General features: G+C 67.8%; 12 protein-coding genes. 9 read left to right on the top strand and 3 right to left on the bottom strand.

Annotated features, from left to right (window positions below):
• Window positions 1–159: 159 nt before the first annotated feature.
• A complete protein-coding gene (locus tag AC1D1G_RS32155; protein WP_009479745.1) occupies window positions 160–429 on the bottom strand; it encodes a DUF2631 domain-containing protein in 270 nt (89 codons plus the stop codon).
• Between the two features lie 81 nt (window positions 430–510).
• Between AC1D1G_RS32155 and dxr the strand changes: the two genes are divergently transcribed.
• From dxr to AC1D1G_RS32115, 8 genes are all read left to right on the top strand, one after another.
• The gene (gene dxr / locus AC1D1G_RS32150) at window positions 511–1,707 is read left to right on the top strand and encodes a 1-deoxy-D-xylulose-5-phosphate reductoisomerase (protein WP_418340930.1); all 1,197 of its coding nucleotides are present in this window, start codon (window positions 511–513) and stop codon (window positions 1,705–1,707) included.
• 6 nt (window positions 1,708–1,713) lie between these two features.
• Window positions 1,714–2,934, top strand: a complete 1,221-nt coding sequence (locus tag AC1D1G_RS32145) for a M50 family metallopeptidase (RefSeq protein WP_105419387.1) — start codon at window positions 1,714–1,716, stop codon at window positions 2,932–2,934.
• A 41-nt stretch (window positions 2,935–2,975) separates the two neighbouring features.
• Complete coding sequence (ispG, locus tag AC1D1G_RS32140) at window positions 2,976–4,133, top strand: flavodoxin-dependent (E)-4-hydroxy-3-methylbut-2-enyl-diphosphate synthase (protein WP_477955236.1); 1,158 nt, start codon at window positions 2,976–2,978, stop codon at window positions 4,131–4,133.
• Window positions 4,134–4,227: 94 nt separating this feature from the next.
• Window positions 4,228–5,064: a GNAT family N-acetyltransferase gene (locus tag AC1D1G_RS32135; protein WP_009479750.1), complete on the top strand. Its 837-nt coding sequence runs from the start codon at window positions 4,228–4,230 to the stop codon at window positions 5,062–5,064.
• Window positions 5,065–5,117: 53 nt separating this feature from the next.
• On the top strand, window positions 5,118–6,932 hold the full coding sequence (locus tag AC1D1G_RS32130) for a penicillin-binding transpeptidase domain-containing protein (protein WP_317568988.1): 1,815 nt from the start codon (window positions 5,118–5,120) through the stop codon (window positions 6,930–6,932).
• Window positions 6,933–7,089: 157 nt separating this feature from the next.
• Complete coding sequence (locus tag AC1D1G_RS32125) at window positions 7,090–7,395, top strand: hypothetical protein (protein WP_105419381.1); 306 nt, start codon at window positions 7,090–7,092, stop codon at window positions 7,393–7,395.
• Window position 7,396: 1 nt separating this feature from the next.
• Complete coding sequence (locus AC1D1G_RS32120; protein WP_283334782.1) at window positions 7,397–7,894, top strand: GyrI-like domain-containing protein; 498 nt, start codon at window positions 7,397–7,399, stop codon at window positions 7,892–7,894.
• Window positions 7,891–8,319 carry an AraC family transcriptional regulator gene (locus tag AC1D1G_RS32115; RefSeq protein WP_283334781.1) on the top strand — a complete coding sequence of 143 codons (429 nt, stop codon included), beginning with the start codon at window positions 7,891–7,893 and terminating at the stop codon, window positions 8,317–8,319. The genes AC1D1G_RS32120 and AC1D1G_RS32115 overlap by 4 nt, the downstream gene beginning before the upstream one ends.
• Before the next feature lie 16 nt (window positions 8,320–8,335).
• On the opposite strand, the gene AC1D1G_RS32110 is transcribed toward AC1D1G_RS32115, so the two are convergent.
• Both AC1D1G_RS32110 and AC1D1G_RS32105 read right to left on the bottom strand, forming a co-directional pair.
• A complete protein-coding gene (locus AC1D1G_RS32110) occupies window positions 8,336–9,757 on the bottom strand; it encodes an APC family permease (protein WP_477955234.1) in 1,422 nt (473 codons plus the stop codon).
• Between the two features lie 54 nt (window positions 9,758–9,811).
• Window positions 9,812–10,687, bottom strand: coding sequence for a helix-turn-helix transcriptional regulator (locus AC1D1G_RS32105; protein WP_283334780.1), 876 nt, complete (start codon window positions 10,685–10,687; stop codon window positions 9,812–9,814).
• Window positions 10,688–10,796: 109 nt separating this feature from the next.
• Here AC1D1G_RS32105 and AC1D1G_RS32100 point away from each other — a divergent pair, with 109 nt between their 5' ends.
• Window positions 10,797–12,419: an AMP-binding protein gene (locus AC1D1G_RS32100; protein ID WP_477955232.1), complete on the top strand. Its 1,623-nt coding sequence runs from the start codon at window positions 10,797–10,799 to the stop codon at window positions 12,417–12,419.
• Window positions 12,420–12,453 lie beyond the last annotated feature (34 nt).

Below are 12,453 nucleotides of genomic sequence, written 5' to 3'. Positions count from 1 at the left end.
GGGTGTGTCCTGCACGGTCCRGGACACCCGCGGCCAGGAGATCGCCGCCGCCTGCGGGCARCTCGCCGCCGAGAACTGAGCTCCCACCGAACAGGCCGAAACGACGAAAACCCCTCGTTCCCGAGTAATCGGGGCGAGGGGTTCGTTCGTGGTTCGGTGTTACCGGGGCTTACGCCGCAGGACGATGTCGCGAACGAGGATCGCGACCATCAGGGCCGCGCAGCCGATCAGCCACAGGTCCTCGACCAGGCCGGTGTGGTTGCCGATGATCATGAGCAGCAGGAACACGGCGAAGAACCATCCGAAGAACCGGAACGTCTTCGGCGCCTCACCGCTCCAGCCCCACGCTGCCGACGGGACCTCCGCGGTGTCGACGTGTGCGGCCACGATGGGGTCGCTGGACGAGGGCTCCAACTGGGTACCGGCCACGATCGATCCTCCTGCAGATTCGGTTGCGCTACTCGACATATCGTGACATACGACTGCCCGTCGTATGTAGCGGGGCCATCCATGGCGGGCGGTCCGCATTTCATCAGGAACAATGGGTGGGTGGATGAAAACAGGCCCACTCGCGTCCTGCTGCTCGGCAGCACAGGTTCGATCGGTACCCAGGCGTTGGAGGTGGTGGCCGCCAACCCGGACAAGTTCACGGTGGTGGGACTCGCGGCCGGTGGCGGAAACGTCGAACTGCTGGACCGGCAGATTCGTGAGACGGGTGTGTCCTCCGTCGCAGTCGCGGATCCGTCGGCGGCCGCATCGCTGGATCGGCCCGGCGTGCTGAGCGGACCGGACGCCGTCACCGAACTCGTGCGGACCACCGAAGCGGACGTCGTGCTCAACGCACTCGTCGGTTCGCTGGGACTGGAGCCGACCCTGGCCGCGCTCGAGTCCGGTGCGCGGCTCGCCCTCGCCAACAAGGAGTCGCTCGTCGCCGGCGGGCCCCTCGTCACCGCGGCGGCGGCTCCGGGACAGATCGTGCCGGTGGACTCCGAGCACTCCGCGCTGGCCCAGTGCCTGCGGGGCGGCAGCGCGGACGAGGTGGACCGGCTGGTTCTCACCGCCTCGGGCGGACCGTTCCGCGGCTGGACGGCCGATCGGCTCGAATCGGTCACACCCGAGCAGGCCGGTGCCCACCCCACGTGGTCGATGGGGCCGATGAACACGCTGAACTCCGCGACACTCGTCAACAAGGGGCTCGAACTGATCGAGACCCACCTGCTGTTCGGCGTCGACTACGACCGGATCGACGTCACCGTTCACCCGCAGTCCATCGTGCACTCGATGGTCACGTTCACCGACGGGTCGACGCTGGCGCAGGCCAGCCCACCCGACATGAAACTTCCGATCGCCCTGGCGCTCGGCTGGCCGCACCGGATCGCGGGCGCCGCCGCGGCCTGCGACTTCAGCACGGCGTCCACCTGGGACTTCGAGCCGCTCGACTCGCAGGTTTTCCCCGCCGTCGACCTCGCCCGCGAGGCAGGCAAAGGTGGGGGATGCCTCACCGCGGTCTACAACGCTGCGAACGAAGTCGCGGCTCAGGCATTCTTGGACGGGATCATCCGGTTCCCGCGCATCGTCCGCACCGTCGCCTCCGTGCTGTCCGAGGCGGACGAGTGGTCGGCGCCACCGGCTACCGTGGAAGACGTACTGGCCGCCGACGGCTGGGCACGTGAGCGAGCACGTCAGCTCGTGAAGCAGGAAGGCTAGAACTGCATGGTGTTCGCAGTGGGCGTTGTTCTCTTCGCCCTCGGGATCGCGCTGTCGATCGCACTTCACGAAGCGGGGCACATGTGGGTGGCGCAGGCCACCGGCATGAAGGTCCGCCGGTACTTCATCGGTTTCGGACCCAAGATCTTCTCCTTCCGACGCGGTGAGACCGAGTACGGGCTCAAGGCGCTCCCACTCGGCGGGTTCTGCGACATCGCCGGGATGACGGCGCTGGACGAGCTCGAACCGGACGAAGAAGACCGGGCCATGTACAAGAAGCCGACCTGGAAGCGCCTCGCGGTGATGTCCGGCGGCATCGGCATGAACTTCGTCCTCGGCCTCGTGCTGGTCTACGTCCTCGCCGTCGGCTGGGGGCTGCCCGACCTCAACCGGTCCACCGACGCGGTCGTCGGCTCGGTCGGGTGCGCGGCGCCCACCCAGGGGCCCGGCCCCGACTACGCCCTGTCCGAATGCACCGGTCCCGGCCCCGCCGAGCAGGCGGGCATCAGGACCGGCGACGTCGTCACCGCGGTCGACGGCAAGGACACGCCCACGTTCGCCGACGTCGCCGCCGCCACGCGATCGCTGTCCGGTCCGGTGGACTTCACGATCGAGCGGGACGGCGAAGAGCAGACGATCGTCGTCCCGGTCCAGCAGGTGCAGCGCTGGGTCCAGGAGGAGGGGGAGACCGAACCTCACGAGGCGACCGTCGGCGCGATCGGTATCGGCGCGACACCGAGCGTCGTCGAGCACTCGGCCCTCTCGGCGGTGCCCGCCTCGTTCGAGTTCACCGGCGACATGTTCGTCATGACCGCCGAGCGGCTGGTGCAGATGCCGAGCAAGGCCGTCGACCTGTGGCACGCGGTGACGGGTGGAGAACGCGACCCGGAGACCCCGATCTCCGTGTACGGCGCCAGCGTCATCGGCGGCCAGATCGCCGAACAGGGCATCTGGGAAGCGTTCGTGCTGCTGCTCGCGAGCCTGAACTTCTTCCTCGGGATGTTCAACCTCCTGCCGCTGCTGCCACTCGACGGCGGGCACATGGCGGTCACCGTGTACGAGCGGGTCCGGGACTGGTTCCGCAGCAGGCGCGGACTGCCCAGCGGGGGACCCGTCGACTACATGAAACTTCTGCCCGTCACCTATGTGGTGATCGTCATAGGCGGCGCATACATGCTCCTCACCCTGACCGCCGACATCGTCAACCCGATCAAGCTCTTCCAGTGATCGCTAAACTCGGACTTGAAGCTACGAAAGAAGGCACCCACGTGACCAGCCCTGTCGGATTGGGTATGCCCGAAGGCCCGGCCGCCGTTCTCGCACCCCGCCGCAAGACTCGCCAGCTCCAGGTCGGGACTGTCGGTGTCGGCAGCGACTACCCGGTATCCGTGCAGTCGATGTGCACCACCAAGACCCACGACGTCAACGCCACCCTGCAGCAGATCGCCGAACTCACGGCGTCCGGCTGCGACATCGTCCGCGTCGCCTGCCCGCGGCAGGAGGACGCCGACGCCCTCGCGATCATCGCGAAGAAGAGCCAGATCCCGGTCATCGCCGACATCCACTTCCAGCCCCGGTACATCTTCGCCGCCATCGAGGCGGGCTGCGCGGCCGTCCGCGTGAACCCCGGCAACATCAAGGAGTTCGACGGACGCGTCAAGGAGGTCGCGAAGGCCGCGGGTGACGCCGGTATCCCGATCCGCATCGGCGTCAACGCCGGTTCCCTCGACCCGCGGCTGATGCAGAAGTACGGCAAGGCCACGCCGGAGGCGCTCGTCGAGTCCGCCCTGTGGGAGGCGGGACTGTTCGAGCAACACGGGTTCGGTGACATCAAGATCTCGGTGAAGCACAACGACCCGGTGATCATGGTCGAGGCCTACCGGCAGCTGGCGGCGCAGTGCAACTACCCGCTGCATCTCGGGGTGACCGAGGCCGGTCCGGCGTTCCAGGGCACGATCAAGTCGGCGGTGGCGTTCGGTGCGCTGCTGGCCGACGGCATCGGCGACACCATCCGGGTGTCGCTGTCCGCCCCGCCCGCCGAGGAGATCAAGGTTGGCACGCAGATCCTGCAGTCGCTGAACCTGCGGCCCCGGAAGCTCGAGATCGTGTCCTGCCCGTCGTGTGGGCGCGCGCAGGTCGACGTGTACACGCTGGCCGACGAGGTCACCGCCGGTCTCGAGGGCATGGAGATCCCGCTGCGCGTGGCCGTCATGGGGTGCGTCGTCAACGGTCCCGGTGAGGCCCGCGAGGCCGACCTGGGTGTCGCGTCCGGCAACGGCAAGGGGCAGATCTTCGTCAAGGGCAAGGTCATCAAGACCGTGCCGGAGGCGCAGATCGTCGAAACCCTCATCGAGGAAGCGATGCGGATCGCCGAGGAGATGGAGGGTGATGCGACGTCCGGATCACCCGTCGTGACGGTCAGCTGAGTCGRCGCAGGCAGCGGGCAACGAAACGTCTCCCGTTTCCGGCGAGTTCATGGCAATCTGGTGGGCAGGTCCACTAGCTGACAAGGTTGGGTAGATGCTCAAGCTCCTCGGTGCCAAACAGTTGAGCAGTCGGGACGCGGCACACGTGCTCCGCGTTCTCGACGCCGATCCTGTCGCCGCCTGTATGGTTGCCGCTCGTGTAGAAGAGGGCGGCGTCGATCCCCGGATGATCCACGGAGAGTTGTGGAGTCGGGGCGGGCCGCTCGAATCGTTGTGCTTCTCGGGCGCGAATTTCGTGCCGCTGCGCGGCAGCATCGACGACATGCGGGCGTTCGCCGACCGGGCCTGTCGCACCCCGCGCATGTGTTCGTCGCTGGTCGGCCGGGCCGAACTGACGTTGCCGCTGTGGGAGATGCTCGAGATGGATTGGGGGCCTGCCCGCGAGGTCCGGCCCGACCAGCCGCTGCTGGCGCTGGCGAGTACCCCGCAGTGCCGCCCGGATCCCTTGGTCCGGCAGGTGCGGATGCACGAACTCGAGCAGTACCTGCCTGCCGCGGTCGCGATGTTCATCGAAGAGGTCGGCATCGATCCCCGCGCCAACGACGGCGGACGAGGGTACCGGCGCCGCGTCGCCAATCTCATCGCCGCCGGCCGGGCGTGGGCCAGATTCGACGACGGTCAGGTGGTGTTCAAGGCCGAGGTCGGATCGGTGTCCTCGCGGGTGGGGCAGATCCAAGGCGTCTGGGTGCATCCGATGTATCGCGGGCACGGGTTCGGGGCGGCAGGTACCGCGACGGTTGCGGAGGCCGTCATCGCCGAGGGCCGCATCGCCAGCCTCTACGTCAACAGCTTCAACACGGTGGCCCGCAGCGCCTACGCGCGCATCGGCTTCAGCCAGGTCGCGACGTTCGCCACAATTCTCCTGGACTGACTCGCAGTCCGCCTACCGTGTCGGCGGTGTCCGCCGACATACCATGGGCGGCGATGAACCTGCGGCCACATTCTCGCTTACGCGTCGTCCAGTCGATCGCCCTCTGCGGCGCCGCTGTGCTGACGGTGGGTCTCACGGCGTGCACGCCGAGACCGGACGGTCCGGAACCGGCCGCGCAGGCGTTTCTGACGGCCTTCGCCGAGCAGGACTCGGAGGAGGCCGCCGATCTGTCGGACCGGCCCGACGTCGCCCGCCAGGCCCTCGAGTCCGCGTGGACGTCGCTGCAGGCCGAGTCTCTCGACGCCCGGACGACGGATGTCCACGTCAGCGGTGACACGGCCACCGTCGGGTACACGTACGAGTGGCATCTGCCGAAGGACCGGGTGTGGACGTATTCGGGTGAACTCCAGATGGGGCGGCGCGGCGGCGACTGGGCCGTGCGGTGGAGTTCCACCAACGTCCATCCCCGGCTGGGTGATCGGCAGACGATGTCGCTGCGGTCCACTGCCGCCCCGCGGGCGCGGGTCAACGAGCATTCCGGGTCGGACGTCCTCGTGCCCGGCGTGGTGTACCGCGTGAAGTTCGATGCGGCGCAGTCGGGCAACGTGATCGGCAGTGCCCAGTCCCTGGCGTCGGCGCTCGCCACGTTCGACAACACGCTTACTGCGCAGTCGATCGCCGAATCGGCGACGGCGGTGAAGGGCGACTACCTCGTCACCAGGCTGCGGTCGGACGACTACGAACAGGTCGCGGGCGTGCTCGGCGCCATTCCCGGTGTGAGCGTGTCCGACGAGGCGGATCTCGTGGCCACCGACCGGAACTTCGCACCCGATCTGGTCGGTCAGGTGAAGAAGACCGTGATCGACGAGGTCGACGGCAAGGCCGGCTGGAGTGTGGTGACGGTCAACCAGAACGGCGTGGACACGGACGTGCTCACCGAGACGGCGCCGCAGACCTCCCCGTCGTTCTCGATCAGCCTCGACCGTCCCATCCAGATCGCCGCGCAGAACGCCGTCAATGCTCGCACCGACCAGACGATGATGGTCGTCATCCAGCCGTCGACCGGCGACGTCCTGGCCGTCGCACAGAACAAGGCCGCGGACAGGGACGGACCGGTCGCGCTCACCGGCCTGTATCCGCCCGGTTCGACGTTCAAGATCATCACCGCCGGCGCCGCGATCTCGTCGGGCATCGCGACACCCGACACGATGGTGCCCTGTCCGGGACGCATCGAGATCGGTGAGCGCAGCGTCCCGAACTACAACGAATTCGCGCTCGGCACCGTGCCGATGGCCACGGCGTTCGCCCGCTCCTGCAACACGTCGTTCGCGAAACTCGCCAGCGAGATGCGTCCCGACGCACTGACGGTCGCTGCGTCGCAGTACGGAATCGGCCCCGACTACGAAGTGGTGGGCTTGCCGACCGACTCGGGTTCGGTGCCGCCGGCCGAGGATCTGGTGCAGCGAACCGAGGACGGATTCGGTCAGGGCAAGGTGGTGGTGAGTCCGTTCGGGATGGCGTTGGCCGCCGCGACCATCGCGCACGGTTCGACGCCCGTGCCGCGGTTGATCGCCGGACGGGAAACCACGATCGACGGCGAGCATCCTCAGATCAGCCCGGAGATGGTCGACGGGCTGCGCGGGATGATGCGTCTCGTGGTGACGAGCGGTACCGCGGAGCGGATCGAAGACCAGGGCGAGGTGTACGGCAAGACGGGTGAGGCGGAGGTCGAGGGCGGTTCCCACGCCTGGTTCGTCGGCTACCGCGGCGACCTCGCGTTCGCGACGCTGGTGGTGCGCGGCGGCAGTTCCGACAACGCCGTCGCCGTCACCCGCGACATGTTCGCCGCGCTGCCCGAGGGGTACTGACACCGACGCTGTCCACCGATCGGGGGACGCGGAATTCATCCTGTTCAGGGACTGATCGGTGGACAGACGCTGCCGCCGAGGCGGTCCATAGTTGGTTGCAGACGGAAGAACCCGCACAGCCGGGATCGAAAAGCCAACGTGGACAGGAAGTCGGACCATGACCATCAGTGCAGAAGTGAACCGCGTGGAGACAGCGAACGGCACCCGGAGGGTGTTGTTCGTCGGGCGCCCGGGCGCCGGTACGGAGCTTACGCGGTGGGTTGCGTTGCGGCAGTGGGCTTCCGACCGTGGAATGGAATCGATCAGCGAATGTGAGGGTGACGTCGTCTGCGCGATCGCGACCGAGGACGTCCTGGACGGACTCTGTTCGCCATCCGATGCGATGGCGATGCAGCTGGCGCGGGCTCGAGGGGTGCCCTGCGTCGGCGTTCGCGACGCACACGTTCTCGAGGATGCGATCTGACATGGGGTTCGAGATCATCGAACGCGGCGAGACCCTGGTGGCCGGTCTGCCCGTGCGAAGCCCCCAGCGGGCGTTGGGGAAACTGAGCGACCCCCGCCTGGACCGTGCATGGACGCGCGTGCTCCACCACGAGGTCGGGGGACCGCTCGCGTCCACCTACATCGACTTCGCTCCCGACGTCGAGTCGTATTACACCCAGATCGTCGGGTACGAATGCGCGACGGTGGACGACGCCACTCGGGGTCACGTCATTTCGCGGATACCGCCCGGCACGTACGCCAAATTCTCTTCGCGGGGAATGTTTCCCGACGTGATGCTGCGGCTGTGGGCGCAGGTCAGCGAGGCGGAGACGAACGGCGACATCGAGCGGACGTACACCGGGGACCTCGAAGCGTACCCCCACGCCTACGCCGTGGATCTGTACATTCCGATCCACGTGGACGAGTCCGGGGCGCCGTCGAGTGCGGTGGGGTCGAGTGTGATGGGTGAGGAGCGATGATCGAGATCGTCAAGAGGCAGGCCGAATCGTTTGTGGGCCTGACCATTCCCGAAGGCAAACCCGGACGTCCCGGGCCGGGCCGGGAACTCGTCGACTACACGGTGGAGCGGATCAGGGATCGGGGGATCTCCGAGATCTTCGTCGTCTACGCGGCGTCCCCGCCGCCGCGCACGTTCACGGTCGTCGTCGGATACCCGTGCGATTCGACCGACAAGATGGAACCCGGCGACGTCCTGGTCGGCGTGCGTTCCGGCTATTTCGCCCGATTCTGTTGCGAGGACGAATCGGAACCGGAGGCGCTCGCCGAGACGTGGAGCGTCGCCGACTACGCGGCGGCGCGCGGCCGGATCGAACGCGCCTTCGCGGAGGACCTCGAGGTGCATCATCCGGACGGGTCCGTCGAACTGTTCCTCTCGTTGTACTGAGCGGCGACCGGGCAGGTCACTCGTGCTCGGCGAGTTTCTCGGGGTCGATCTGGGGCCCGCTCTTGCCGAGCCTCTTGTTCACGAGGACGGTCCCGGCCCACAGCACGACACCGATTCCGAGGAGAACGCCCRCGATCTGGTACTGCACCGCGGGACGGTCGGCGAAAGGAGTGACCAGGAAGCCACACGTGAGGGCGCCGATGATCGGAAAGATGGTCGGCACCCGGAAATGCTTGTGCTCCACCGGCTGCTTGCGCAAGACGAGCACGGTGATGTTGACGATGGTGAACACGCCCAGCAGCAGCAGCGCGGTGGTGCCGCCGAGTTCGGGGACCTCACCGACGAACGTGATGAGGCCGAAGGCGAGGATCGTGGTGAAGACGATGGCAACGTACGGCGTGCGCCGCGTGGCGTGAACCTTGCCGAGCGGGGGAGGCAGGACGCCCTCGCGGCTCATGCCGTACAGCAGCCGGCTCGCCATCAGCATGTTGATCAGCGCCGTGTTGGCGACGGCGAACATGGTGATGAATGCGAAGATCCCGATCGGGAACCCGGGCGCCCCGGCCTGAACGACCTTCAGCAGCGGGGTGTCACCCTCGCCGAGTTCGCTCACGGGTACGAGGGCGATCGCGGTGATCGACACGAACACGTAGATGCAGCCGGTGATGATCAGGCCGGTCAGCAGGACCTTGGGGAAGATGCGGCTCGGTTCCTTGCATTCCTCGGCCATGTTGACCGAGTCCTCGAACCCGACCATCGCGAAGAAGGCGAGGGCGGTGCCCGCGACGACCGCGCCGAGTGCGGATCGGTCGCCGGTGTCGAACGTGGCCACCCGGGAGAAGTCGCCGTCTCCGACGCCGAGGGCCCACAGCCCGATCATGATGATGATCAGGAGACCGGACAGCTCGACGCAGGTGAGGACGACGTTGGTCTTGACGCTCTCGCTGACTCCGCGGAAGTTGACGAGACCCACCAGCGTCATGAAGCCGAGACCGAGCAGAGTGATGCCGATCCCGGTGGAGAAGTCGAGGTCGAACGCCTCGACGAAATTGGCAGCGAACGCCCGCGACGCCGTCGACGCGGACGTGATTCCCGAGCACATCACCGCGAACGCGACCATGTACGTGAGGAAGTGCACCCCGAACGCCTTGTGCGTGTACAGGGCGGCGCCCGCGGCCTTCGGGAACTTGGTGACCAGCTCCAGATAACTGAATGCGGTGATGATCGCGACGACGAATGCCACCAGGAACGGCAGCCACACCGCACCCCCGACCTGATTGGCCACCTTTCCGGTGAGCGCGTAGATGCCGGTGCCGAGGATGTCTCCGACGATGAACAGCAGGAGCAGCCCCGGGCCCATCACCCGCTTGAGGCTCGGCTGTTCGGGCGAATTCGAATCCGGTGCGTTCGAACTCGTGGCGTCCGCTGTCGATCCCATGATCCACCGCCTTTCGCTACCGCCTGCGTCCCTCGTTCGAGAAGACTGTGTTCGCTAGGGGAGCAGCCCGAGCCTGCGCGCGGTGACCACCGCCTCGTGCCGCGACCGTGCGTCGAGCTTGCTCATGGCACTGCGCAGGTAACTCTTCACCGTCTCGGGGCCCACCGAGAGGCGCTGTGCTGCTTCACTGTTGGTGCATCCCAGGGCCACGTGAGACAGGACGTCGATCTCGCGTGGGGTGAGGCGGACGCCGGGGTCCTCGTCGGCGCTGTCGGCGTCCGGCCGCAGAATGCCCGCCAGTCGCTGCGACAGCCCGCGGAGACGGGTCTGCAACGACGTGTCGGCGACGGTCTGTGCGACACTCCGCAGCTCCGCGTGGATGTTGCGGAGTTCCTCGGTGGTGGCGCCGCCGGCGCCGCTGACGTCGAGCGTCTTCATCATCTCGAGGCGGCGATCGACCTCGTCCCGGATGGCGATCTCGGTGCCGAGGCGCCGGGACGCCGCGACGACGATGTCGGCGGTGCGGTCGCCGATCGGTGCGCAGTCGCGGATGGCGGCGTAGAGCACCGCGCGCGAACTGCCCCGCACCATGACCGGCACCGCGAGGATGGACCGGAGTCCCTCACTGAGGACGGGCCGGTCGTAGTGGTGGGTAATGGTCGAGGAGCGGCCGTAGTCGTTGACCGCCACCGGTGTGCGCTGGGCGACGACGCGGCCACCGAGACCGGAACGCGAGGGGATTGCGAGGCCCTTGAGGTTGTTGGTGCGGGTGCCGACGAACTCGCTGAGGTGCAGTGTGCCGTCCTGGACCTCGCCGCCGAACAGGACCGGCGCGACACCGTGAGCTGCGATGGAGCGCAGCTCACCCCGAAGTGCGTCCCCGTCCCGAGGGCGCAGCAGCGACGGTGCACGAGCAACCAAGTCGGTCACCCCTTTCCGGGGGTAGTCACAGCGGTCTGTGAGCTAGATCATAACCGTAGTGAGTTCGGGCGACGGCCCGATCATCTGTCACAGGCCATGAGAGCACAAGGAGTACCGCATGACCACCGATCCCACCGCACGCGTGCGTGAGCTGCTGGACCAGTACGACACGCCGACGGCGTCCGCCGCGGAACTGCTGTGTGATCGACACCCCGCCGACGACGTGGCATTCACCGTCGTCGAATCGGATCTGTCGTCGACGGACCTCACCTACGGCTACCTGCGCGAGCAGTCCACGCGATTCGCCGCCGCACTCGCCGACCTCGGCGTCGAGCCGGGCGACCACGTCGCGACGCTGATGGGCAAGTCGGCCGAACTGGTCGTCGCGCTGCTCGGCATCTGGCGCCGGGGTGCCGTCCACGTTCCCCTGTTCACCGCGTTCGCGCCGCCCGCGATCGCGTTCCGGCTGGGCGCGAGCGGGGCGAAGGTCGTGGTCTCCGACGCCAACCAGCTCGACAAGCTGACTCCAGGGGAGGACATCCCCGCGGACGCGTCCTGGCAGGTCGTCGTCGTGGGCGGGGCCGGCACCGATGCGCTCGACTTCGCGACGCYCGTGGAGTCGCACGACCCCGCGGATGCGAAGGGTGCGGCCGTCACGGTCGGCGGCGACGGCCCCCTCGTCCAGTTGTTCACCAGCGGCACGACCGGCACACCGAAGGGGGTGCCGGTGCGGCTGCGGGCCCTCGCGTCGTTCCACGCCTACCAGGAGTTCGGCCTCGACGTCCGCAAGGACGACGTGTTCTGGAACGCCGCCGACCCCGGCTGGGCGTACGGCCTGTACTACGCCCTGCTCGGGCCCCTCGCCGCGGGCATCCGCAGCATCCTGCTGCACGCCGGGTTCTCCGCGCCCCTCACCTGGCAGGTGATGGAGCGCTTCGGCGTCACCAACTTCGCCGCCGCGCCCACGGTCTACCGCAGCCTGCGGGCCGACCCCACGCCGATCCCCGAGACGGTGACACTGCGGCGCGCGTCGTCGGCGGGTGAACCGCTCACCCCCGACGTGATCTCGTGGGCCGAGGCCAACCTGAACGTGTTCGTGCGCGACCACTACGGCCAGAMCGAGCACGGCATGTTCATCGCCAACTCCTGGGCCGACGGACTGCGGGACGAGGTGCGCGACGGGTCCATGGGCAAACCGCTGCCGGGGTGGGCGTGCGCCGTCCTCGAGGACGACTCCGACGCGATCGCGCCGCCGCGCACCCCGGGTCGGGTCGCGATCGACACACTGGGCAGCCCACTGATGTGGTTCACCGGCTACGTCGACGCCCCGGAGAAGACCGCGCAGCGGTTCACCGCCGACGGTCGCTGGTATCTCACCGGCGACGCCGGGCAGACCGACGAGGACGGCTTCTTCTTCTTCTCCGCCCGCGACGACGACGTGATCATCATGGCCGGCTACCGGATCGGGCCCTTCGACGTCGAGAGTGTGCTCGTGATGCACGACGAGGTCGTCGAGGCTGCGGTCGTCGGGATGCCCGACGAGTTGCGCGGTGAGGTGCTCGAGGCGTTCGTGGTCCTGCGCGAAGGCGTCGACGGGACCGACGAACTGGAGGTCGAACTGCAGACGCTGGTGAAGAAGAAGTTCGCGGCGCACGCCTACCCGCGCACCGTGCACTTCGTCCCCAACCTGCCCAAGACCCCCAGCGGCAAGGTGCAGCGGTACCTGCTCCGCCAGAAGTAGGCGGCTCCGCCGCCCGTGCGCCTTTCTGGTAGCA

The sequence above is a fragment of the Rhodococcus sp. P3_B8 genome, from assembly GCF_056402775.1.
The sequence above is the reverse complement of the archived record's forward strand: the minus strand, read 5'-3'. Positions and strand labels throughout refer to the sequence as shown.

Bases quoted from the DNA above. Each gene is read 5' to 3' on its own strand.
- dxr (WP_418340930.1), top strand. From the start codon at position 511: ATGGCGGGCGGTCCGCATTTCATCAGGAACAATGGGTGGGTGGATGAA.
- AC1D1G_RS32145 (WP_105419387.1), top strand. From the start codon at position 1,714: ATGGTGTTCGCAGTGGGCGTTGTTCTCTTCGCCCTCGGGATCGCGCTG.
- AC1D1G_RS32135 (WP_009479750.1), top strand. From the start codon at position 4,228: ATGCTCAAGCTCCTCGGTGCCAAACAGTTGAGCAGTCGGGACGCGGCA.
- AC1D1G_RS32130 (WP_317568988.1), top strand. From the start codon at position 5,118: ATGAACCTGCGGCCACATTCTCGCTTACGCGTCGTCCAGTCGATCGCC.
- AC1D1G_RS32125 (WP_105419381.1), top strand. From the start codon at position 7,090: ATGACCATCAGTGCAGAAGTGAACCGCGTGGAGACAGCGAACGGCACC.
- AC1D1G_RS32120 (WP_283334782.1), top strand. From the start codon at position 7,397: ATGGGGTTCGAGATCATCGAACGCGGCGAGACCCTGGTGGCCGGTCTG.
- AC1D1G_RS32115 (WP_283334781.1), top strand. From the start codon at position 7,891: ATGATCGAGATCGTCAAGAGGCAGGCCGAATCGTTTGTGGGCCTGACC.